The organism is Klebsiella sp. WP4-W18-ESBL-05, assembly GCF_014169075.1.
In the GTDB taxonomy this organism is placed as follows: domain Bacteria; phylum Pseudomonadota; class Gammaproteobacteria; order Enterobacterales; family Enterobacteriaceae; genus Kluyvera; species Kluyvera ascorbata_B.
Window position 1 is genome coordinate 1,304,955 of the sequence record NZ_AP022057.1, and the last position, 22,927, is coordinate 1,327,881.

Sequence of the window (22,927 nt, forward strand, 5' to 3'; positions counted from 1 at the left end):
ACTTATCGCATTTAACGCAAAATCAAACCGGGCGCACCCGCGCCTGGACGCGTTTGGGCAGCTTATCGACGACCCGGTTCCACGAATCTTCAATCAGGCTTTCCAGCAATTCCGGCACGATCTCGTCGCCAGGATAGACCGAAATCCAGTGCTTTTTGTTCATGTGATAGCCCGGCTTAATATGCGGGTAGATAGCCTGATGCAGTAGGGACTGTTCGGGATCGACCTTCAGGTTGACGATCGCTTCACCGCGCAGAAAGGTTTTGATCATAAAGATCTTCCCCTCGACGGTAAACACGTCATATTCCGGCCCGAAAGGCCAGTAGACGTCAGAAAAGGGCAGGGTCAGGGCAAAGTCGTGCGCCCGCTGGTGCAGCGTTTTTCCGTCCATTAGTCGTCCTCGGCCAGCGCCAGCCACATGGCTTCAAAACCCAGCGCCTTCAGCGTATCGGCCCGCAGCGGTTCGCGGCTGGCAAACTCAATGGTGGTTTCCGCCAGCGACAGGAACAGGGCGTCGCCAAAAGCGCGAAATTCGTCGGACATAAACACCGGACGCACCGAGCGTTGGCAAAGCTTTTGCAGCTCCGGGAACATGGCTCTGACCTGCTGCACCGTCTCTTCGGTAATCTTTTCGCTCACCGCCATGCGGCGAATGGCCTGGTGGCCGGTAGGGTTGCGTACGCCCCAGTCGATATAACTGTTCCAGATGCCGTGGGTAAAGGCCTTGGGGGAGTCGGTATCGACAAGCCCGGCGAGCATCGCCTGGCAGAGGTCGCTTTTCAGATGCAGGTAAAGTGCGTTCAGCAGGTCGTCTTTGGTGGCGAAATAGCGAAACAGCGTGCCCTCAGCCACGCCCGCACTGCGCGCAATCATCGCAGTCGAAGCGGCAATGCCGGACTGGGCAATGGCGCTGGTGGCGGCTTCCAGTAACGCTTGTTTTTTATCTTCACTCTTTGGACGAGCCACTACACTTTACCTCTCTGACTGTAAAAAAATGTGATTGAAACATGCCAACCCCAGGGACTTCAACGTCGATTGTCAAAATTTGAAAATTGCTTGACGATTTTTTCTGCCTCTTTCTATAATGAGTGCCTACTCACTCATAATCAATCTTTTTAGTGTGGCTTCCTGGATGAGGCCGGTTTTGGGTCTGGATATGAAACCTTTCATCATCAGTGTGGTTGCCATCATGCTTATTGCCAGTGCAGCAAGCCTGTCCTTTGTTCTGAATCCCGGCTTCGGTCAGGTGCCGCAAGGGGCAGAGAAGAGTCAGATTGAGCGTTCGCCGAACTACCGCGACGGGGCGTTTCACAACAGCCTGCCGACGCCGGGGTTCACCAGCGATAAAAATATGCTGATGGCGTGGTGGGAATTTCTCACCGCAAAGCGTGAAAACGCGCGCCCCTCGCGCCCGCTGCCGCTGGTAGCGACCGATCTTGCCAGCCTGCCGCGTGACCAGGATACGTTAATCTGGCTGGGCCACTCGTCGTGGTATCTCCAGCTGGCGGGCCAGCGGATCCTGATTGATCCGGTGTTCAGCAGCTATGCCGCGCCGTTTTCGTTTCTGAATAAAGCCTTCGACGGCGACTATCCGTGGCGCGCAGAGACGATGCCGGAGATCGATCTGCTGATTATCTCCCATGACCACTACGATCACCTCGACTACGCCACCATCAAAGGGCTGTTGCCGAAGGTTAAGCGCGCCGTCGTGCCGCTGGGCGTCGGGTCGCATCTGCGCTATTGGGGCATGGCAAACGACATCATTACCGAGGCCGATTGGCAGCAGAGCGTGACGCTTAGCGATGCGTTGAGCGTGCACGTACTGCCGGCGCGGCATTTTTCCGGCCGCGGCCTGAAGCGTAACCAAACGCTGTGGGCGAGCTTTATGTTCGTGACGCCGCAGCAGAAGGTGTATTACAGCGGCGATAGCGGCTACGGCCCGCACTTCAAGGATATTGGCGAGCGGTTTGGCAAGGTTGACGTGGCGATACTGGAGGACGGTCAGTATGACCAGGACTGGCGCTACATCCACATGATGCCGGAGCAAACCGCACAGGCGGCAGTGGATCTGCGTGCGGACCGAGTGGTGCCGGGTCACGCTGGGCGCTTCGTACTGGCCAAACATACCTGGGACGATCCGTACAAGCGGCTGGCGCAGGCCAGCAAAGATAAAGCATATCGGCTGCTGACGCCGATGCAGGGCGAGCCGGTTCGCCTGGCGGACGCTATGCAAACATTTCGAGCCTGGTGGGAATAGCCACCGGCTGTCGTTAAGCGAGGGGAAGGGCGTATGACCGAATTAGCCACTCAGGTAATCGACACTCTGGTCGAATGGATTGACAATAACCTGCATCAGCCATTGCGTATTGATGAAATCGCCCGCCGGGCGGGCTATTCAAAATGGCACCTGCAGCGTCTGTTTTTACAGCACAAAGGGGAGAGCCTTGGCCGCTACATCCGTCAGCGCAAGCTGAATCTGGCGGCGGATGAACTGTGTACGACCGATCAAAAGGTCTACGACATCTGTCTGAAGTACGGGTTTGATTCCCAGCAAACTTTTACCCGCATTTTTACCCGCACGTTTAATCAGTCGCCGGGTGCCTATCGTAAAGTGAATCATCGCCCGCGGGCGCATTGATTCTGCCCTGATTGTAGGCCGGACAAGGCGCTAGCCGCCATCCGGCAACGTGCATCGGTGTGCCTGATGGCGCGTTGCTTATCAGGACTACGCCGCCAGCGAGAACCAACGTCGCCAGACGTAGCGAATCACCAGATACTCAATCGCCCCCAGGGCCAGAAACCACGCGCAGAACAGCACGGTATAAAACTGGTTGAGATCCATAAAATGGAAGGTCTCAACCAGCTTTTGCGCCAGCGTCAGTCCCAGCGAAGGCGCTGGAAGCAGCAGGCAGGAAAGGAACGCCATCAATAAAATACCGGCGGCGGTCATCAGTGATTCAAGAGGATGCTTCATGCGTTGTTAATCTTTGGTTAAAGATATTATTGTCCGGTAATTTTTATTTGAACGCAATGTTTATAATTTAATATACCTCCGGCTGAATATTTAAAACAAATGCTCAAGCCTACGAAAATAATCGTATGGCAAAAGAGTAAATAATGTTTTGAATTAAATTAAATAATGCTTTCGTAAATAAACGTCATGCTCAGGATAATAGTTTTACAAAAGTATAAGTACTGTATCCAACCAGCGTCGCAATCACGATAGCCAGCGCGATGTACAGCGCCAGGCGGCGTCCTCTGTAGATTCCAAACATAATGACCTCGTTTAGATGGGGTTTAGGAACATTCTGTAATATTAATATTAGTAAATCAACTGAATGTCGTTTTGAAATTTAAAAAGCGGAAATGTTGTGAACTAACGAATATTTCTTCGCTTAATTAAAAATATCCAACGATGTCGCCTTGGCCAGAAATGAATTCAGGCTTTCCGTTTGCAGGAATTTAAAAGGAAAATTTATCGTGTCGAAAATGATGAATGCCAAAAACGTGCCGCACGGGGACTACGACCCGCAGGTGCACGCGTACCAGCAGCCGACCGAGCGGGTGCTATCGCAGGTCAACAGTCAGCCCGAGGGGCTGGCGGCGGCCGAGGCGGCGGAGCGCCTGAATACCTACGGCCCTAACGCACTGCCAGAAAAGAAAGGTAAGCCAGCGTGGCTGCGTTTCCTCGCCCACTTTAACGATGTGCTGATCTACGTCCTGCTGGCCGCAGCGGCGCTGACTGCCGTAATGGGACACTGGGTCGATACCTTCGTCATTCTTGGCGTTACGGTGATTAACGCCCTGATTGGTCATATTCAGGAAAGCAATGCGGAAAAATCGCTGAAAAGCATCCGCAATATGCTCTCCAGCGATGCGCAGGTTATCCGTGATGGTAACCATCAAACCGTCGCCACCACCGAGCTGGTGCCGGGCGATATCGTGGTGCTGCGCGCGGGCGACCGTATTCCGGCCGACATGCGCCTGATTGAAGCGCACAACCTGCGCGTGGAAGAAGCGATTCTGACCGGCGAGTCGACCGTTGTGGATAAACACACCGACGTCCTGCACGGTGAACTGCCGCTGGGCGACCGCACCAATATGGTGTTCTCTGGCACCACCGTGAGCGCAGGCGGCGGCATCGGGGTGGTTGTGGCTACCGGTCAGGAGACCGAGCTCGGCCACATCAACCAGATGATGGCGGGTATTGAAAAGCACCGCACGCCGCTGCTGGTGCAGATGGACAAGCTGGGCAAAGCGATTTTCGCCATTATCCTGGCGATGATGGCCGCGCTGTTCGTGTTCAGCATGCTGCTGCGCGACATTCCGCTGGGCGAGCTGCTGCTGTCGCTGATTAGCCTCGCGGTGGCCGCTGTACCGGAAGGTCTGCCGGCGATTATCTCGATTATTCTGTCTCTGGGCGTACAGGCCATGGCGCGCAAGCGGGCGATTATCCGCAAGCTGCCGACCGTGGAAACCTTAGGGGCAATGACCGTGGTCTGCTCGGATAAAACCGGCACGCTGACCATGAATGAAATGACCGTGAAGGCGATTATCACCGCCGATAGCTGCTACCGCGTAGACGGCGATAGCTATGAGCCGCACGGCAACATCTACCTGGAAGGCAGCAACGAGCCGGTAAAAGTACAGCCGTACACCGTGCTCGAGAAATACCTGCGCACCATCGATCTGTGTAACGACAGCCAACTGGTAAAAGACCCGCAGGGCCACTGGGGGATTACCGGCGGCCCAACCGAGGGCGCGCTGAAGGTGCTGGCCGCGAAAGCGAGCCTTGAGCCGCTGCGTACCCAGCTGGTAGCGAAGATCCCGTTTGACTCACAGTACAAGTACATGGCAACGCATTTCCAGCTGGCCGACGAAGAGATTGTGATGGTGACCGGCGCGCCGGACGTCCTCTTCGCGCTGTGTCAGCAGCAGCAGACCGCACGTGGCGTGGTGCCGTTTGAGCGCGGCTACTGGGAAGCCGAAATGGCGCGCTTTGCCAGCCAGGGGCTGCGCATGGTCGCGGCGGCCACCAAGCCTGCTAACGCTGGGCAGAACACCCTCGATCACAGCGACCTGCAGGACGGTCTGGTATTCCTCGGCATTGCCGGGATGATGGACCCGCCGCGTCCGGAAGCCGTTGATGCGATCCACACCTGTCAGAATGCCGGGATCCGCGTCAAGATGATCACCGGCGATCACCCGCAGACGGCGATGAGCATTGGCCAGATGCTGGGGATCCGCAACAGCAGTGAAGCGATGACCGGCTACCAGCTGGAGCACATGGATGACGCCGAGCTGGCAAAAGCGGCGGTCGAGTACGATATCTTCGCCCGTACCAGCCCGGAGCATAAGCTGCGCCTGGTGAAAGCGCTGCAGGAAAGCGGCGAGATTGTTGGCATGACCGGCGACGGCGTTAACGACGCCCCGGCGCTGCGCCAGGCCGACGTGGGTATCGCGATGGGCATCAAAGGCACCGAGGTGACCAAAGAGGCCGCGGACATGGTGCTGACCGATGACAACTTTGCCACCATCGCCAGCTCGGTAAAAGAAGGGCGTCGCGTATACGACAACCTGAAGAAGACGATTCTGTTCATCATGCCAACTAACCTGGCGCAGGGGCTGTTGATTATTATCGCGCTGCTGGCGGGTAATATTATCCCGCTGACGCCGGTACTGATTCTGTGGATGAACATGGCGACCTCCGCCACGCTCTCCTTTGGCCTCGCATTTGAAGCCGCTGAGCGTAACGTGATGAACCGTCCGCCGCGTAAAACCGGCCAGCACGTGATGGATGCATTTGCCGTCTGGCGCGTCGCCTTTGTCGGTTCGATGATTGCCGTTGCCGCCTTCATCCTTGAAGCCTGGCTTGCGCCGCGCGGCCACAGCGCCGAGTTTATCCGCACCGTGTTGTTGCAGATGCTGGTGACCGCGCAGTGGGTTTACATGATTAACTGCCGCAGCAGCGACCGCTTCTCCCTGAATAGCGGCCTGCTGAAGAACAAAGGTATCTGGCTGGTGACCGGCGTGCTGCTTCTGCTGCAGCTGGCGATTATCTACCTGCCGCTGATGCAGACGCTGTTCGGCACCGAAGCGCTGCCGCTGCGCTACTGGGGCATCACCCTGGCCATTGGCGCCGCGATGTTCCTGGTCGTTGAAGTTGAAAAGCGTCTGACCCGCCGTTTCCGCAAGACAACCTAGTGATGACCAGCCCCTCTCCTGGCGGAGAGGGGCACTTGCCACGCAAGGATCCCCTCATGAAGAAAACTTTCCGCCTCGCCCTGTTGGCCTGCGGCCTGGCAGGCTGCACGCTGGCTTACGCCTCGGTACCGGTACGTGTCGCGACCGTTGAGCGCGCGCCGCACGCGGTGGAGCGTCAGCTACCGGGCCGCGTGGAGGCTATCCACGCCGTTGAAATCCGCGCACGCACCGAAGGCACCATCGTGCAGCGCCACTTCCAGGACGGCCAGAACGTCAGTCAAGGCGATCTCCTTTTTACGCTTGATGATGCCCAGCCGCGGGCGGCGCTGGCGCTGGCACAGGCCGAACTGAAAAGCGCTCAGGCGTCGCTACGCCAGGCACAGCAGCTGCTGACGCGCTACCAGAGTCTGAAAACTAACCACTCCATCAGCCGTAACGACGTTGATACGGCTCAGATGCAGCGCGACGTTGCCGCCGCCGCCGTTGAGCAGGCGAAAGCGCGGGTAACGGCGCAGCAGATAACGCTCGACTACACCCGTATTACCTCACCGGTAAGCGGCCGCGTGGGCCACAGTGCCTTTCACGTCGGCACGTTGGTCAATGCCGCCAGCGGCGTGCTGGTGGATATCGCCCAGCTTGACCCCATTCGCGTGAGCTTCGCGCTGGATGAGGCCGCGTTCTACAGCAAAGCGGGACAGCATGCGGATATCCGCGCGCTGAAGGCGGCCTGGCTGGCGCAAATTACCCTCGATGGTCAACGTGAAGACGGGGTGCTGACCTCGGTCGATAACCGTATTGATGCCCGTACAGCCAGCGTGGCGGTACGCGCAGAGTTTGCCAATCCGCAGCATCGGTTGCTGCCAGGCGGTAACGTTACGGTGACGCTGCGTCCGCAGCAAATGACCGAGAGCGTGATGATTCCGGCGGCAGCCGTGCAGCAGGATGCCAAAGGCTATTTCAGCTGGGTGCTGACGGCGGAGAATACCGCCGGGCAGCGTCGGCTTGAGCTGGGCGGCCAGCAGGGACAGACCTTTGTGGTGGCGAAAGGGCTTAACGCGGGCGAGCGCGTGATCACCGACGGCGCGCAGCGCCTGACGGACGGCGCCGCCGTGCAGCTATTGAATTAAGGAGCACAGGATGCTGACGTTTTTTATCCGCCGTCCGCGTTTCGCGATGGTGATTGCGCTGCTGATGGTCTTTGTGGGCGCCGTCGCGCTGAAGCTCATTCCGGTGGAGCAGTACCCGCAAATCACGCCGCCGGTGGTGAACGTCAGCGCCAGCTGGCCGGGTGCCAGCGCGCAGGATGTGGCCGAAGCCATCGCCGCGCCGCTGGAGACGCAGCTTAATGGCGTTGATCATATGCTCTATATGGAGTCGACCAGTTCCGATGACGGCGCTTACAGCCTTAGCCTGACCTTTGCCGCCGGAACTGACCCGGATATGGCGGCCATTGACGTCCAGAATCGCGTGGCGCAGGCGGTGGCGCAGCTGCCGACCGAGGCGCAGCAGAACGGCGTACAGGTGCGCAAACGCGCCAGCAATCTGTTGATGGGCGTCAGCCTTTATTCGCCTGACGGCACGATCTCGCCGCTACAAATCAGCAACTACGCCAGCACTCAGATTCGCGAAGCGCTGTCGCGCCTGCCGGGCGTCGGCCAGGTACAGATGTTTGGCGCACGCGATTACAGCATGCGCATCTGGCTGCGTCCGGACCGCATGAACGCGCTGAATATCACCAGTGAAGATATTGCCCAGGCGCTGAATGAACAGCACGTACAGGGTGCCGCCGGTCAGGTGGGGACGCCGCCGGTGTTTAACGGTCAGCAGCAAACCCTGACCATTAATGGGTTAGGGCGGTTGAGCGAGGCCGAGGAGTTCAGCCGTATTGTGGTGCGCAGCGGCGAACAAGGGCAGCTGGTACGCCTTGCCGATGTCGCCAATATTGAACTGGGCGCGCGCAGCTACAGCTCCAGCGCGCAGCTCAACGGCGTCGATTCGGCCTATATGGGGATTTACCCGACGCCTACCGCGAACGCCTTACAGGTCGCAAACGTTGTGCGCGCGGAACTGACGCGTCTGCAAGACCGATTCCCGGCGGATCTGGCCTGGGAGGTGAAGTTTGATACCACCCGCTTTGTTGCCGCCACGATCAAAGAGATTGGGACCTCGCTGGCGCTGACGCTGCTGGCAGTTGTGGCCGTGGTTTCTTTATTCCTGCAAAGCCTGCGAGCGACGCTTATTGTGGCGCTGGCGATTCCCGTTTCGCTGGTAGGGACGTTTGCGGTGCTTTACGTCCTGGGCTACAGCGCCAATACCCTGAGCCTGTTTGCCATCATTCTTGCGCTGACGATGGTGGTGGATGATGCCATTGTGGTGGTGGAAAGCGTAGAAGGACACATGGCCGAAGGGATGGGCCGACAGGAGGCCACCGCGCTGGCGCTGAAACAGATCGCCGGACCGGTGATCGCCACCACGCTGGTGCTGTTGGCGGTATTTGTACCGGTCGCGATGCTGCCAGGGATCGTCGGCGAGCTGTACCGTCAGTTTGCCGTCACGCTCTCTACCGCGGTCACGCTGTCGAGCATCGTGGCGCTGACGCTGACGCCGGCGCTGTGTGCGCTGCTGCTGCGACCGCGTCCGGCACAACCTGCCAGGCTGTTCCAGTTGTTTAACCTTGGGCTGAACACCACCCGCGACGGCTATGGTCGCCTGGTGGCGTGGATGAACCGCCGCCCGCTGGTGGCCGTTGGCGCAACCCTAAGCGCCGCGCTGTTGGTGGCATTGAGTTTCTCCATGATGCCGAAGGGATTCCTGCCGCAGGAAGATCAGGGCTACGTGTTCGCCAACGTCCAGCTGCCGGAATCGGCCTCTCTTGAGCGTACGGAAGCGGTGATGGCGAAAGCGCGCGACCTGCTGGGCGCACATCCGGCCGTTGAGGATGTGATTCAGGTGTCTGGCTTCAGTATTCTTAGCGGCACCAGCGCCTCTAACGGCGGGTTTATTTCGCTGATGCTGAAAGACTGGTCGCAGCGTGCGTCGCTGGAGACGGTCATGGCCGAACTGCAGCGTCAGCTACACGCGCTGCCGGAAGCCAATATCATGCTGTTCGCACCGCCGACGCTGCCGGGACTGGGCAGCGCCGCAGGCTTCGATTTGCGCATTCTGGCGCAGGCCGGGCAAACGCCTGCCGAGCTGGAGCAGGTGACGCGGCAGATTCTGCAGCAGGCGAATCAGCATCCTCAGCTGAGCCGGGTATTTACCACCTGGAGCAGCAACGTGCCGCAGCTGACGTTGAACGTGGATCGCGATCAGGCCGCGCGGCTGGATGTCCCGGTTTCGCGCATTTTTAACAGCCTGCAAACTGCCTTTGGCGGCACGCGTGCCGGTGATTTCAGCATTAACAACCGCGTGTATCACGTGGTGCTGCAAAATGAGATGCAGTGGCGCGAGCGCGCTGAGCAGATCGGCGAGCTGTTTGTCCGCAGCAATCACGGCGAGCGGGTGCGGCTGAGCAACCTGGTGACCATTACGCCGACCGTGGGGGCGCCGTTTATTCAGCAGTTTAACCAGTTCCCGTCGGTGTCGGTGAGCGGCTCCGCGGCGGAAGGGGTGAGCAGCCGTACGGCGATGAGCGAGATGGAAAAACTGCTTGCCGCGCACCTGCCCGCGGGCTACGACTACGCGTGGAGCGGGCTGTCGTGGCAGGAGCAGCAAACCGGCAACCAGGCTATCTGGATCGTGCTGGCGGCGGTGGCCATGGCGTGGCTGTTCCTCGTGGCGCAGTATGAAAGCTGGACGCTGCCGGCAAGCGTCATGCTGTCGGTGCTGTTCGCTATCGGCGGCGCGCTGCTGTGGCTGTGGGCGGCGGGCTATGCGAACGATGTTTATGTACAGATAGGTCTGGTGTTGTTAATCGCCCTCGCAGCGAAGAACGCTATCCTGATCGTGGAATTCGCCCGCGAGCGCCGCCAGTCGGGGTTGTCGATCGTGGAGGCCGCACGCGAGGGGGCAACCCGTCGTTTCCGCGCGGTTATGATGACGGCAGTGTCGTTTATTATCGGCATTATGCCGATGATGTTCTCGACCGGAGCCGGGGCGCAGAGCCGACGGATTATCGGCACCACGGTGTTCAGCGGCATGCTGGTGGCGACGGCGATCGGCATCCTGTTTATTCCGTCGCTGTACGTCTTGTTCCAGCGGCTGCGCGAGTGGGCGCACCGGCGGCTCGGTTAACCCATCTGCGCCAGCTGGGCACGCAGCACCTCGACCCCCGGCGCGATGGCGTCGGGGGTAATGGCGTGAAAGCCCATGCGGAAGAAATTATCCGGCGGGGTGGCATCCAGAAAATGACGTGCGCCGGGCTCTATCAACACGCCGGTGTGGGCGGCACGCCAGGTGAGCTGCTGGGTGCTGATGTGCGTCGGCGTGCGAAGCCAGAAGGCGTTGGCGTGTTCGCTGCCGGGCAGCGGCTGGCATTCTGGCATTTGCGTCATTAGCGCCTTGTGCAGCATGTCCCAGCGGCGCGCGGAGTCATCGCGATAGCGGCGCAGATGCGTTTCGTAGTGGCCCTGGGCAAGGAAATGCGCCATCTGATACTGAATGTTGCTTGGCGGATGGCGGTACACCAGACGGCGCAGCGCCCGGGCTTCATCAATCAAGTCCGGATCGGCGACCATAAACCCCAGACGCAGACCCGGCGACAGCGCCTTCGACAGGCTGCTGACGTACACCACCCGCCCGCTGCGATCGCTGGCCTTTAGCGCGGGCAGCGGGTTAGCCTGAAAGTTACTCTCCGAATCATAATCATCCTCAATAATCACCGCGTCGTGCTGGGCGGCGTGCGCCAGCAGCTGGCTGCGCCGCGCCTTACTCATGGTCACTCCGGTGGGGACCTGATGACCCGGCGTGACGTAGTAGTAATCGCAGGGCAGGTTATTTAACACGATGCCTTGTTCATCGACCGGGTGCGGGACAATCTGGCAGTCGCTGAGCATAAAGGTGTTAATCGCCTCGCGAAAACCGGGGTTCTCTACGCCAACCCGGGTCTGACGCGACAACAACAGGCGAGTGAGCAGGTACAGCGCATTCTGCGATCCGAGTGTAATCAGAATTTCGTCCGGCGCGGCAACGATACCGCGTTTGGGCAGTACGCGAGTGCGAATTTGCTCAATAAGCATCGGTACGTCCTGATCGATATGGTCTACCACCCAAGCCGGATCGCGCGTGCCGCCGTGCAGCCAGTTAGCGGCGGCCCGCCAGTTGGTCAGCGGGAAACAGCGGGTATCGGGTTGACCGTAAATAAACGGGTAGCGGTAGTGCATCCAGCCCGCGGGCTTCAGGATTGACTCCTGCTGACTGGGGGTGATGTTCAGCCGTTTGCCCCATGATGGTGCACGGCCGGCGTCGTCGGGTGCAGGCGCTGGCGTCGCCAGACGCGGCGCATGATAATCCGGATGCAGGTAATAACCGCTGCGCGGGCGGCTGACCAGATAACCTTCGTTGACCAGACTTTCAAACACCAGCGCAGTGGTATTGCGTGAAACCTGCAGCTGCTGGGCCAGCTGGCGGCACGACGGCAGCGGCGTGTCGGCGGCAAAAATCCCGCCGAGAATGGCGTTAACCAGCGATTCGCGGACCTGCTCTTGTAAACCGCGCTGCGCGTCGAAATCCACATGCAATAAGTGCCGAATCATTCGCTGCTCCCCTGATTATTCGCGTTATCAACATGCAGCAATTTTTGTACCAGCCTGAAACCGTCTGCCACAAGCGCGTGCGAAAACTGGCTCTATTCAGAATGCAAAAAGTCTCCCTACAGTAAAAACGTCGCCAGTCAGCCTCCCCAATGCGTCTGTCGGCACATATCTTGCAAAGTCTCCAGCGCGTCTGGAATAAACGTATCGGACATATTTGAGTAGGGGTCAAACGATGAAAAAAACGCTCGGTTCATATTATCTTGCCGCCATCATGGCGATGACCTTTTCTTTGCAGGCGGTCGCTGCCGATTTACCGGAAATTGAAAAAAACGGCACCTTAAAAGTGGCGACGGAAGATGATTACGCGCCGTTTAACTTTATGAATAACGGCAACGCTGACGGTTTTAATAAAGACATGCTGGCGGCGCTGCGCGAGTACGCCAAATTTAATGTGACGCAAAGTATTCTGCCGTGGACGGGGTTATTAGCCGCGGTCTCAACCGGGCAATACGATATGGCACTGACCGGCGCGGTGGTGACCGATGAACGCCTGAATGTGTTTAATTTTACCCCGCCGTGGGCCTCGGCTCAGCATTATTTCGTTAAGCGTGCGGGCGATAATTCGCTGAATACCATTGCAGACCTCAGCGGTAAAAAAGTGGGCCTCCAGGCGGGCAGCGCGCTGCTGGCGCGTTTACCGGAGCTGAAGGCGATGATTGAGAAAACCGGCGGCAAGCTGGGGCCGGTGGTGGAATACCCGTCCTATCCTGAAGCCTACGCGGACCTGGCCAACAAGCGCCTCGACTACGTGATCAACGTGGTGATTTCCGTTAATGACCTGGTGAAAGCCAAGCCGAAGGTCTTCGCCAAAGGCCTGGCGGTATCCGGGCCGGGCTATATGGCCTGGCCTATTCCGAAGAACTCACCGGAGCTTCTGGCGTATATGACCAAATTTATCAATCACATGCGTGAAACCGGTAAGCTCGCCGAGCTGCAGAAAAAATGGTTTGGCGAAACCTACGATGACCTGCCAACGGAGCCTATCACCAGCGCCGCGCAGTTCCACAAGCTGGCTGGGCAGTAAGCAACGCGGCGGGAAACCGCCGCCCGTATGACCTCAGGAGGGCAACATGGACTCAATAGCATGGCAGTTACTGATTGAAGGCGCATGGACGACCCTCTGGATTTCGGCCATCGCCATCGCGTTTGGCGTGGTGATTGGGCTGATTATTGCCTTTGTGCGCATGATGAAGATTCCGGTGATAGAGCAGCTTCTGGTTATCTATATCAGCCTGGCGCGGGCGACGCCGCTGGTGACGCTGGTGCTGTTCCTGTTTTTATCGCTGCCGACGGTGGGCATTAACCTTGATAAAACGGTTGCCGCCATTGTGGCATTGACGCTGAACACCTCGGCGTTTAATGCCGAAATCTGGCGTAATGCGTTTCGCACCTTTCCGCGCGAGCAGCGCGAAGCGGCAGAATCGGTGGGAATGCGCCGCTGGCCCTACTTTCGCTACATTATGCTGCCGCAGATGTGGCTGGAAAGCCTGCCCGCGCTGGTCAATGAAATGTCTTTTTTAATCAAAGGAAGCCCGGCGATTGCGGTAATTGGCGTGGTGGATCTGACCCGTGTTACCAACCGTATTGCCTCGGTGACCTATGAACCGCTTTCCCCCATTCTGGCGGCCGGGCTGCTGTATGTGGTGATAATCGGCCTGCTGCTCAAGCTCCAGAGCCTGGCGGAACGTAAAGCAAAACGACTGGCGCGCTAAGCCCGGGAGGACTGATGAATCAATGGGCAATTATCTGGGCCGAGCACGACAACTTTATTGCCGGGCTGCTGGCGACGCTTGAACTGTTTATTATTGCTGCTGTTGTTGGGTTATTTATCGGCACCCTGCTGTGCTATATCACTGAATATCAAAAACGGGTGTTAAATAACCTGATTATGGGGTTGGTAAACCTGATGCGGGCTATCCCTTTCCTGATTCTGGCGTACCTGTTGTATTACGGTTTGCCGGAATTAGGCATCAGTATGGAAGCCTGGACGGCAGGGCTGCTGGCATTAATTATTTATCATGGCGCTTATTTCTTTGAAATCCTTCGTAGCCAGCGACGCGTCTTTTCCAACGGCTATATCGAGGCCGCTGTGGTGCAGGGATTTTCTCGCTACACTATTTTTCGCCGTATTGTTCTGCCTAATATTTTTTCCTCCGCGCTGCCGCTTTTGGGCAATCAGCTGATTATTTGCCTGAAGGACACCGCGTTTCTCAGCATTATTACCGTACAAGAAATCACCGCCGCCGCCAACAGCGTGCAGGCCACCTACTTTATTCCGTTTAATGCCTTTATTGTCGCGATTGCGCTGTATTGGGCCATCAGCATTGTGCTGGAACTGCTGGTGAAACGGCTAACTGTTTATAGCGCGAAACGAGGAATGAGCCATGTCTGAGACTACAGCGGTAAGCGTAAAAAACGTCTCCAAACAGTTTGATAATGTTGAAGTGCTGCGCGACATCAACCTGACGGTAGAGAAGGGGACGGTGGTCAGTATCCTCGGCTCGTCCGGGTCGGGAAAATCAACGCTGCTGCGCTGTATGAACTGGCTGGAGCAGCCGGATCGCGGGGAAATTCGTATCGGTGGTCAGCGCATTGGGGTCAATGAGCAGAACGGAAAAGCCATGTCGCACCGCGATCTGTCGAAAATTCGTGAGCGGGTCGGCATGGTTTTCCAGAGCTTCAATCTGTGGCCGCATTTGACCGTGCTGCAAAACGTGATGGAAGCGCTGCTGCACGTGAAGGGGATGCCGCGCGATGAGGCGCGCGCCGTTGCCGAGCAGCAGCTGAAAAAGGTGGGGATGGACCATAAGGCTGATGCCTATCCGATCACGCTCTCCGGCGGGCAAAAGCAGCGGGTGGCGATTGCGCGATCGCTGGCAATGTCGCCGGAGGTGCTGTTATTTGATGAACCGACGTCGGCGCTGGATCCGGAACGCGTTAACGAAGTGCTGAGCGTGATGAAGTCGCTGGCGGCAGAGGGGTACACCATGGTGGTGGTGACGCATGAGATGGAGTTTGCCCGTCAGGTTTCCAACGAAGTGGTGTTTCTTGAAAAAGGGATTTTGATAGAGAAAGCACCGCCGGATATCTTCTTTAGCCAGCCGAAGTCTGAGCGCGTTAAACAGTTCTTACAAAGCAGCCGCTGAACCCTCACCCCGGCTCTCTCCCTGGAAGGGAGAGGGTTAGGGTGAGGGGGGAAGTACACCGCGCTAATCCCGGTCAATGGCAAACGGCTGCCACGCCTGACGTACCGGCATCACCTCCACGCGGTTAATATTCATATGGTCCGGCAGCGTCGCAATGTAGAACATCTGCTCGGCAATATCCTGCGCCGACAGTGGCGTGGTGCCCCGGTACAGCGCATCGGACGCCGCCTGGTCGCCTTTGGTGCGCACCAGCGTGAACTCCGTCTCTGCAATGCCCGGTGCCAGATCGGTCACCCGCACGCCGGTACCTAACAGATCGCAGCGCAGGTTATAGCTGAACTGCTTAACGAACGCTTTACTCGCTCCGTAAACGTGGCTGCCCGGGTATGGCCACTGTCCGGCGATGGAACCAATGTTAATAATACTGGCCCCCGCGCCGTGACGAATCAGGGTCGGCAGCAGGGCGTGGGTGACGTTGACCAGCCCGGTGACGTTGGTATCAATCATCGTCTGCCAGTCGGTCAGTTCCACCTTCTGCGCCGGCTGCGGCGCCAGCGCCAGCCCGGCGTTATTGATAAGCGCGGTGATATCGGCAAACGCCGCGGGCAGGTCGGCAACGGCTGCGGCCACCGCGACGCTGTCGCGCACGTCAAGTTCTATGATGTGGACCGGTGCCAGCGGCGCCAGCTCGGCCTGTAACGCCTGTAGACGCGCCAGCCGACGGCCGCTCAGTACCAGCGCCCAGCCGGCGCGCGCAAACACGTGCGCCGCCGCTTCCCCAAAGCCGGAGGTCGCTCCGGTAATAAACACCACGTTTTGTTTTTGCATTGTGCTCTCCAGTGCAGGTTGTTCCGAACACTATAAAAACCGTGGCGTCACCTGCCGAGGGACAGTCTGCGTAAGGCGTTGTGACACCGTTGTCACAGCCGTCGGTCTACACTGGCTCTATCACTTTTTTTTCCGCCGACGACATGATGAGCCATAGCCAACCGTATGTGAGGAACGACGATGACAGAGTTGAACAATCAGGCCATTCGCCAACTGGACAGAGAGTTTGTTTTTCATTCCTGGTCGATGCAGGGTAACCTCAGCCCGCTGGTGATTGCCGGGGCGAAAGGGTGTGAGTTGTGGGATTATGATGGCAAAACCTATCTGGACTTCAGCAGCCAACTGGTCAACGTGAACCTCGGCTACCAGCATCCCCGGGTGCTGGCGGCAATGAAAGCGCAGCTGGAATCTTTGGTGACCATCGCCCCCGCTACCGCCAACCTGGCGCGCGGTGAAGCGGCGAAGCGCATTATTGGCCTCGCGCCGGAAGGGTTTAGCAAGGTGTTCTTCACCAACGCCGGGGCCGATGCCAACGAGAACGCGATTCGCATGGCGCGCCTGTACACCGGGCGCGATAAAGTGCTGTCAGCGTATCGCTCGTATCACGGTAACACCGGTAGCGCGATTGCGGCGACCGGTGACTGGCGACGCGTACCGAACGAATATTCTCGCGGCCACGTCCACTTCTTTAACCCATACCTGTATCGCAGCGAATTTAATGCGACCACCGAGCAAGAAGAATGCCGCCGTGCGCTGGCGCATTTACGCCGGATGATTGAATGTGAAGGTCCCTCGTCAATTGCGGCTATTTTGCTGGAGTCGATTCCGGGGACTGCCGGGATTCTGGTGCCACCGGAAGGATACATGAAAGGCGTGCGGGCGCTGGCGGATGAGTTCGGCATTATTCTGATTCTCGATGAAGTGATGGCCGGTTTCGGCCGCACCGGCAGCTGGTTCGCGTTTGAACAGGACGGGATCGTACCGGATCTGATCACTTTCGCCAAAGGTGTCAACGCCGGTTACGTACCGGCCGGCGGGGTGATCATTAGCGAGAAGATTGCCCGCTATTTTGACGATCATTTCTTTGCCGGCGGGCTGACCTACTCAGGGCATCCGCTGGCGATGGCGGCGATCGTCGCTACGCTGGATACCATGAAAGAAGAAGGCATCGTTGAAAACGCGGCGCTGATAGGTAACGGCGTGCTGCGTCAGGGGCTGGATGCGCTGGCGGAGGCTTCGCCGCTGGTGGGCCACGTTCGCGGCCGTGGCGTCTTCCAGGCGCTGGAGTTGGTGAGCGACCGTGAGAAGAAAACGCCGCTGGCAGCAGGGGATATGGCGGAGATTAAGGGCGCGTTAACCGAAGCGGGGCTGCTGAGTTTCGTGGTGGAAAACCGCATTCACGTGGTGCCGCCGTGTACTATCAGCGCCGAACAGGTGAAAAAAGGGTTGGGTATTTTGCACAACGTATTAGGCCATTTTGCCCATTTAGCCGTGTAGTGTTGTGCCGGGGTTCCCGGCCTCGTCCGGGTGTAAGGTGACAGTTATGTAGTGAACATTGGAACGAATCCGGGAACAAGTGAAAGAAAGCGGGAACAGATGGGAGAAAGTCAGGCAGATTAAGGCTTAGCGACAAAATGTAAGTTAGCAGGCAGCGACGATTCGTTAGTCGTTAAAATTAGAACACCGCCGAGTATCTGCATACTTCTGACACATAAAAATGTAACGTTAATGCGCGTTGTTTAATGGCTTCATAAAACGTTTAAATATCTTTTAAACGTGTAACTTGCTTTGTGGCACTTTGAAGCTTTTTGTAATCATTTGGTACTGCTTTGATCAAGTTAAAACGCAGCTTGATTAGGGTCAGTTCTCAATACCTTACTGGCCGGTTAAGTTGTTCTTAAAGACACTTTAACCGGCCTTTTTGCTTTCACTAAAAGGGCCTGGCGAAGCTACATCCTCACCAAGTGCAGATGTCTCTTTTTTGCCGCCTGCCTCAAGCAAAATCAGTAGGCGATCCTTCTCATAATCAGGGCATTGAATAAGTTTCAGGTTTCTCTCGTCTTGCAGCTGCAGAACAGTATCAACGCCTTTTCTGGCGATTAACTCAAAAAGAGATTTCTTTTCTTCTTCACTCAGGATGCTGAAAATCGAGAACAGCCCCGTATCGTAATTTACGACACGCTCATTCATGGTATGGCTTGGTGCTCTGGTGTCATACTCTGACGCAGGTTCAAGGATTGTGGATGAAGCCGCATAGTCCGAGTCTAAAATGTCAGTTTCCCGACCAACCAACCACTCAATAGATACATGTTCATGCTTTGATATTTTTTCCAGCACCTCGAATCGCGGGAGCGATCCCTGCCGAGAAAAGTAGTTTTTGAATGTACTTTGATTGATACCCCAATCCTTAGCCGCTTGGTATTTGCTTCTCCCTCTCAACAGTTGCTCTAGACGTTCAGCAAAACGTTCTTTTTCGCCGGTCTCAAAAGAACCATAGGTTTCTTTCTCTGGATGCTTGCCTGAAGTTTTGTTATTCATATAAAAACCAATGAGTTATGAGTGATTTTAAATTGCTGCGCTAATAGGTCTCAAAAAAACCCTGATTAGGGCTTTTTAAGGACCTATTCTTTATCTGGACAGATACCCGCGCAGTTATCCGCGCAGATAACTTTTTAGGATAGATGAATCATGACTCGAAATGAAGATCTGACTGATTGGCACCCTGAGACGATTAAGGCGGAAATCCACAAACGTGGTTTATCTTTCCGTTCTTTATCGGTTCAGGCGGGCTATAAAAAAGACTCTTTAAAGAGTGTATTGCGCACTCCATGCCGTCCGTATCAGCAGATTGTCGCTGATGCCCTTGGTGTTCCCCCTGAAACCATCTGGCCGAGCCGATACAGCGTTCACAGCTACATGAATAAGGCGGTTTAATTATGTTTGTCGTTGCTAAGGAATTGGTCGGTGCACCTGGTTTACCTAAAACCGTAAAAGGGATTCGTGAAGCGCTATCGCGTTATTCAGCTGGCGCTGAAGATAAAGTCCGTAAACGCGCTGGCGGTAAAGCTTTTGAATACCACATTTCTGTATTGCCACCAGAAGTTCGCGCCGAACTACTATCGGCAAAAGGCATGGTGGAGACATCCTCTGGTGTTATCTCCCTGCCTGATCGCACTAAGGGCAATGCTGACTCTGCAAACAACTTTGAGCGCCAGCAGCTCTGGAAGCACTGGGAAGGTGCAACCAACGAACAGCGCCAGCGCGCTGAGCAGCGTACAACTGCGGTTTCACTTGTTGCGGAACTGGTCGATTCTGGCCTGTCTTTGCGCCTGGCTCTGAGAACGGCGGCAATGAAACTGCATATGAGCGAAGGTTCTTTGCGTAACCTGTATTACCGCGTACAGAACCGCAGTCGTGACGTCTGGGCGCCCGTTTTGCTGGACCGTCGTCTGCGTGAGAAGTGTAAAACCAATCGTGAAGCACCAATCAGCGAAGATGCCTGGCAGTTCTTCCTCGGCGATTATCTGCGCCCGGAAGAGCCATGCTTCACAAAGTCGTATGAACTTCTTCAGGTCGCTGCCCGTGAGTATGGCTGGGAAATCCCATCAGAGCGCACTCTGCGTCGCCGTGTTGAGCGTGAGATAGATCCACGTGTCATTGTGGCTACTCGCAAGGGCGATAATGCGCTGGCGCGTATGTTCCCGAGCCAACAGCGCACCGTCGCGCAGCTGCATGCAATGGAATGGATAAACGGTGATGGTTACCAGCATAACGTCTTCGTGCGCTGGTATAACGGCGAAGTCATTCGTCCTAAAACGTGGGTCTGGCAGGACGTCCACAGCCGCAAAATTATTGGCTGGCGTACTGACGTCTCTGAAAACAGCGACAGCATTCGCCTGTCTCTGATGGATGCTATTTCAGAATTCGGCAAGCCTGAGCATGTCACCATCGATAATACCCGCGCAGCGGCCAACAAATGGCTGTCAGGCGGTGTACCCAACCGTTATCGCTTCAAAGTTAAGCCGGATGATCCGATGGGTATTCTGCCGATGCTCGGTATTCAGGTTCACTGGACTAGCGTGATAGGCGGTAAAGGCTGGGGCCAGGCAAAACCGATTGAACGTGCCTTTGGTATTGGTGGTCTGGGTGATTACATCGATAAACATCCTTCTCTGGCCGGGGCATACACTGGCCCGAACACCCAGAATAAACCTGACAATTACGGTGACCGGGTCGTTGATGTTGAGACGTTTCTTTCTGCAGTCAATGAGGGGATCGCCATGTATAACGCACGTCTTGGTCGTGAAACCGAAATGTGCCAGGGCGAGCTGTCATTTGACCAGGCATTTGAGCGTAGTTTCAGTAACGCCATTGTCACCCGTCTCAGCGATGAACAAATCCGCCAGCTCATGCTTCCAGCTGAAGCGGTTACGGTGAAAACCACCGGTGAGTTCTTCCTGCAGTGTGGTGGTTCTCTTTATGGCCGCAAAAACAGCTACTGGAATCCGCTTTTGGCCAACATCCGCCAGCGCAAAATTACAGTGCGTTTCGACCCTCGCAATCTGCATAGCGAAGTTGCGTGTTATGACCTTGATGGCCGCTTCCTCTGCATGGCGGAATGTCGCTCTGCTGTCGCGTTCGGCGACACTGAAACCGGTCGCGAACACAGCCGTCAGCGTAAGCAGATGATGACCCATACCAAACGCGCCGCCAAAGCTCAGCGCCGCATGACGGCAATTGAGGTTAACGATCTGCTGCCAAAAGTCGCACCGCCAGAACCACCGCAGCGGCATGTTGTTGAACGTGTCTTTGCCCAGGGTAATGCACTGAAAAAAGTTCAGGAAGTCCAGGAGCATCAGAACGAGAACGATGTGATTTTCCAGACGCTGATGAAAAGTGTCAGCAAATCGAAGAAATAAAAAAAGCGACGTTTGAGCCGCCGCTTTTGAGAAGTGTTTAAAACCGTACTAACAATAGAAAAATACAGGATTAAAAACGATGACGCAAATTAACCATGATGTAATCCGTAATACCGTAAAAGGTCTGATTGATGACAAAACCATTTCTGGTGCTGCACTGTCGCGTGAAACCGGGGTGTCTTCGTCTGCTCTTTCTCAGTTTATTAACGGTAAATATAAGGGCGACAATGATGCCGTGGCGGCATCGATCAGCACGTGGCTTGAGTCCCGTAAAACGGCCCAGAGTGCGCTGCCGGAAATCCCTGACTATGTCGTGACGCCGACCTCTGAAAAAATCACGGCCGCGCTGACCTACGCCCAGTTGACTCACACTATCGCGCTCGTTTACGGGAATCCAGGCGTGGGCAAGTCGGAAGCACTGAAGCAATACACTCGTACAGGCAACAACGTCTGGCGGCTTACCGCGAGCAAGTCTCGCACGAACGAGCTGGAAACCATGTATGAGCTGGCTCTGGAGATGGGTATTTCTGATGCGCCTTATCAGCGCGGCGCGTTATCCCGTCTGCTGCGTCGCCGGCTGCGCGACACCAATGCCTTAGTCATCATTGATGAAGCGGACTGGCTGAACTATGACGCCATCGAAGAGCTGCGCATCCTCCAGGAGGAATGCGGCATCGGGCTGGCGTTTATCGGCAACCATAAAGTCTATGACCGCCTGACTGGTGGTAGTCGCACCGTCGATTTTGCTCGTTTGTTCTCTCGCGTGGCAAAGAAAATAGTTATCAACAACGTGCTGGCCGCTGATGTTGATGCTTTCTGCGACGCATGGAAGATTGACGGTCGCGATGAACGCAAGCTGTTACGCGCGATCGCAAAGCGCCCTGGTGCTCTTCGCTCTCTCTCCCACATTCTGCCGCTGGCCCACATCTACGCCAGTGGTAAAAGCGAGCCGGTTAACTCTGGCCATATTCATTCAGCAATGCTTGAGCTGGGGCATGCTGAAATCGTAGAGGAGTAACTTTATGTTTCCTGAGCTGATTTCGACCCATGTGCAGCAGGCGAAGGCCACAGAGGCCATGCTCAATCAGAAAGGTTGCTGGGTGACTGTATTTCGCCAGTCTCGCACCCGCCCGGTTCTGGAGGTGTCATGTCCTCCGGCTGAGCTGCTCAACAGTGCCGTACGTATTGTCGAGCGTAATAACAGCGGCTCCCGCTCTGTATGGGTAGCCAGTTTCAATGGTTGCCGGATTATCTGGAGATAATTTATGGATAAAAGCGATCGTATAACTCGTTATCTCAACTGGGTTCTGTATCTGGAGAAGCAGTCAGTCCCATTGGCGACATACAAATGCCCATGTTGTGCGCACGAAGTAAAAACTATGACGAATGAAGATGGGGAAAAGTGGGATTCATTCACGTCCTGCCCATTTTGTGGCGGCGTTTATTTCAAAATCGTAATGGGTAATAACGTTACTACTCAGATTATTTATCAGGAGAAAGATAATGGCATCAAAACCGAAACGCATTAAAGCCGCTGCGGCGAATTACGTATCTCAGTCTCGGGATGCGGTAATCACTGATATCCGTAAAATTGGAGACCTGCAGCGCGAAGCTACCCGGCTTGAATCGGCGATGAATGATGAAATCGCTGTTATTACCGAGAAATACGCAGGTCTTATCAAGCCGCTTAAAGCTGATGTTGAAATGCTTTCAAAGGGTGTTCAGGGCTGGTGTGAAGCCAATCGTGATGACCTGACCAGCAATGGTAAAGTCAAAACCGCCAATCTGGTTACTGGTGATATCCAGTGGCGTATCCGCCCACCGTCCGTCTCCGTTCGTGGGCCTGATGCAGTGATGGAGACGTTGACCCGACTGGGATTGTCGCGTTTTATCCGAACGAAGCAGGAGATCAACAAAGAGGCCATCCTCAACGAGCCACTGGCAGTGGCCGGTGTGGCTGGTATTACAGTTAAATCGGGAATAGAGGATTTTTCCATTATTCCGTTTGAGCAGACTGCTGATATTTAAAGCACATATTTAATTAACTCTGTTTTATTTCGGCGCTTGCGTCAGGGAT

General features: G+C 56.1%; 22 protein-coding genes. 16 read left to right on the forward strand and 6 right to left on the reverse strand.

Features of this window, described 5'->3' with window-relative positions; genetic code table 11:
- Window positions 1–22 precede the first annotated feature (22 nt).
- Window positions 23–391 (reverse strand): MmcQ/YjbR family DNA-binding protein, encoded by a 369-nt coding sequence (locus H7R58_RS06220; RefSeq protein ID WP_106924751.1) that lies wholly within the window; start codon window positions 389–391, stop codon window positions 23–25.
- Entirely contained in the window at window positions 391–966 is a 576-nt protein-coding gene (locus H7R58_RS06225) for a TetR/AcrR family transcriptional regulator (protein ID WP_106924750.1), read from the reverse strand. The genes H7R58_RS06220 and H7R58_RS06225 overlap by 1 nt, the downstream gene beginning before the upstream one ends.
- A 190-nt stretch (window positions 967–1,156) precedes the next feature.
- Between H7R58_RS06225 and H7R58_RS06230 the strand changes: the two genes are divergently transcribed.
- Together H7R58_RS06230 and H7R58_RS06235 are read left to right on the forward strand one after the other, a co-directional pair.
- Window positions 1,157–2,257: an MBL fold metallo-hydrolase gene (locus H7R58_RS06230; RefSeq protein ID WP_106924810.1), complete on the forward strand. Its 1,101-nt coding sequence runs from the start codon at window positions 1,157–1,159 to the stop codon at window positions 2,255–2,257.
- Window positions 2,258–2,290: 33 nt separating this feature from the next.
- Window positions 2,291–2,638, forward strand: a complete 348-nt coding sequence (locus H7R58_RS06235) for a RamA family antibiotic efflux transcriptional regulator (RefSeq protein WP_106924749.1) — start codon at window positions 2,291–2,293, stop codon at window positions 2,636–2,638.
- Window positions 2,639–2,725: 87 nt separating this feature from the next.
- Here H7R58_RS06235 and H7R58_RS06240 read toward each other — a convergent pair whose 3' ends face one another.
- The gene (locus H7R58_RS06240; protein ID WP_106924748.1) at window positions 2,726–2,974 is read right to left on the reverse strand and encodes a DUF1158 domain-containing protein; all 249 of its coding nucleotides are present in this window, start codon (window positions 2,972–2,974) and stop codon (window positions 2,726–2,728) included.
- Window positions 2,975–3,480: 506 nt separating this feature from the next.
- Between H7R58_RS06240 and H7R58_RS06245 the strand changes: the two genes are divergently transcribed.
- Genes H7R58_RS06245 through H7R58_RS06255 form a run of 3 tightly spaced genes read left to right on the forward strand, consistent with a single transcriptional unit; the run spans window position 3,481 to window position 10,437 of the window.
- Window positions 3,481–6,204: a cation-transporting P-type ATPase gene (locus H7R58_RS06245; RefSeq protein ID WP_182929352.1), complete on the forward strand. Its 2,724-nt coding sequence runs from the start codon at window positions 3,481–3,483 to the stop codon at window positions 6,202–6,204.
- Between the two features lie 56 nt (window positions 6,205–6,260).
- Window positions 6,261–7,331: an efflux RND transporter periplasmic adaptor subunit gene (locus tag H7R58_RS06250; protein WP_182929351.1), complete on the forward strand. Its 1,071-nt coding sequence runs from the start codon at window positions 6,261–6,263 to the stop codon at window positions 7,329–7,331.
- 10 nt (window positions 7,332–7,341) lie between these two features.
- Window positions 7,342–10,437, forward strand: a complete 3,096-nt coding sequence (locus tag H7R58_RS06255; RefSeq protein ID WP_182929350.1) for an efflux RND transporter permease subunit — start codon at window positions 7,342–7,344, stop codon at window positions 10,435–10,437.
- Here H7R58_RS06255 and H7R58_RS06260 read toward each other — a convergent pair.
- Window positions 10,434–11,897, reverse strand: a complete 1,464-nt coding sequence (locus H7R58_RS06260; protein ID WP_106924744.1) for a MocR-like pyridoxine biosynthesis transcription factor PdxR — start codon at window positions 11,895–11,897, stop codon at window positions 10,434–10,436. The two genes, H7R58_RS06255 and H7R58_RS06260, sit on opposite strands and share 4 nt — an antisense overlap.
- 232 nt (window positions 11,898–12,129) lie before the next feature.
- Here H7R58_RS06260 and H7R58_RS06265 point away from each other — a divergent pair, with 232 nt between their 5' ends.
- Genes H7R58_RS06265 through H7R58_RS06280 form a run of 4 tightly spaced genes read left to right on the forward strand, consistent with a single transcriptional unit; the run spans window position 12,130 to window position 15,103 of the window.
- Window positions 12,130–12,981, forward strand: coding sequence for a transporter substrate-binding domain-containing protein (locus H7R58_RS06265; protein WP_106924743.1), 852 nt, complete (start codon window positions 12,130–12,132; stop codon window positions 12,979–12,981).
- A gap of 46 nt (window positions 12,982–13,027) precedes the next feature.
- A complete protein-coding gene (locus H7R58_RS06270; RefSeq protein ID WP_182929349.1) occupies window positions 13,028–13,669 on the forward strand; it encodes an amino acid ABC transporter permease in 642 nt (213 codons plus the stop codon).
- Window positions 13,670–13,683: 14 nt separating this feature from the next.
- Entirely contained in the window at window positions 13,684–14,349 is a 666-nt protein-coding gene (locus H7R58_RS06275; protein ID WP_106924741.1) for an amino acid ABC transporter permease, read from the forward strand.
- Window positions 14,342–15,103, forward strand: coding sequence for an amino acid ABC transporter ATP-binding protein (locus tag H7R58_RS06280; protein WP_182929348.1), 762 nt, complete (start codon window positions 14,342–14,344; stop codon window positions 15,101–15,103). Before H7R58_RS06275 ends, H7R58_RS06280 begins: the two co-directional genes overlap by 8 nt.
- Window positions 15,104–15,166: 63 nt before the next feature.
- Here H7R58_RS06280 and H7R58_RS06285 read toward each other — a convergent pair whose 3' ends face one another.
- Window positions 15,167–15,931, reverse strand: a complete 765-nt coding sequence (locus tag H7R58_RS06285) for an SDR family NAD(P)-dependent oxidoreductase (protein ID WP_182929347.1) — start codon at window positions 15,929–15,931, stop codon at window positions 15,167–15,169.
- Between the two features lie 180 nt (window positions 15,932–16,111).
- Here H7R58_RS06285 and H7R58_RS06290 point away from each other — a divergent pair, with 180 nt between their 5' ends.
- The gene (locus H7R58_RS06290; protein ID WP_106924738.1) at window positions 16,112–17,428 is read left to right on the forward strand and encodes an aspartate aminotransferase family protein; all 1,317 of its coding nucleotides are present in this window, start codon (window positions 16,112–16,114) and stop codon (window positions 17,426–17,428) included.
- A 411-nt stretch (window positions 17,429–17,839) separates the two neighbouring features.
- Here H7R58_RS06290 and H7R58_RS06295 read toward each other — a convergent pair whose 3' ends face one another.
- Entirely contained in the window at window positions 17,840–18,469 is a 630-nt protein-coding gene (locus tag H7R58_RS06295; protein ID WP_182929346.1) for a helix-turn-helix domain-containing protein, read from the reverse strand.
- Window positions 18,470–18,619: 150 nt separating this feature from the next.
- Between H7R58_RS06295 and H7R58_RS06300 the strand changes: the two genes are divergently transcribed.
- The 6 genes from H7R58_RS06300 to H7R58_RS06325 all read left to right on the forward strand — a co-directional run bounded on the left by H7R58_RS06300 (window position 18,620) and on the right by H7R58_RS06325 (window position 22,878).
- Window positions 18,620–18,865, forward strand: coding sequence for a helix-turn-helix domain-containing protein (locus H7R58_RS06300; RefSeq protein WP_182929345.1), 246 nt, complete (start codon window positions 18,620–18,622; stop codon window positions 18,863–18,865).
- Between the two features lie 2 nt (window positions 18,866–18,867).
- Window positions 18,868–20,850, forward strand: coding sequence for a transposase domain-containing protein (locus H7R58_RS06305; RefSeq protein ID WP_182934677.1), 1,983 nt, complete (start codon window positions 18,868–18,870; stop codon window positions 20,848–20,850).
- Window positions 20,851–20,929: 79 nt separating this feature from the next.
- Entirely contained in the window at window positions 20,930–21,868 is a 939-nt protein-coding gene (locus H7R58_RS06310) for an AAA family ATPase (RefSeq protein ID WP_182929343.1), read from the forward strand.
- 4 nt (window positions 21,869–21,872) lie between these two features.
- On the forward strand, window positions 21,873–22,112 hold the full coding sequence (locus H7R58_RS06315; RefSeq protein WP_163446221.1) for a hypothetical protein: 240 nt from the start codon (window positions 21,873–21,875) through the stop codon (window positions 22,110–22,112).
- A 3-nt stretch (window positions 22,113–22,115) separates the two neighbouring features.
- Window positions 22,116–22,379, forward strand: coding sequence for a hypothetical protein (locus H7R58_RS06320; RefSeq protein WP_182929342.1), 264 nt, complete (start codon window positions 22,116–22,118; stop codon window positions 22,377–22,379).
- On the forward strand, window positions 22,354–22,878 hold the full coding sequence (locus H7R58_RS06325) for a host-nuclease inhibitor Gam family protein (RefSeq protein WP_182929341.1): 525 nt from the start codon (window positions 22,354–22,356) through the stop codon (window positions 22,876–22,878). The genes H7R58_RS06320 and H7R58_RS06325 overlap by 26 nt, the downstream gene beginning before the upstream one ends.
- The last annotated feature ends 49 nt before the right edge of the window (window positions 22,879–22,927 follow it).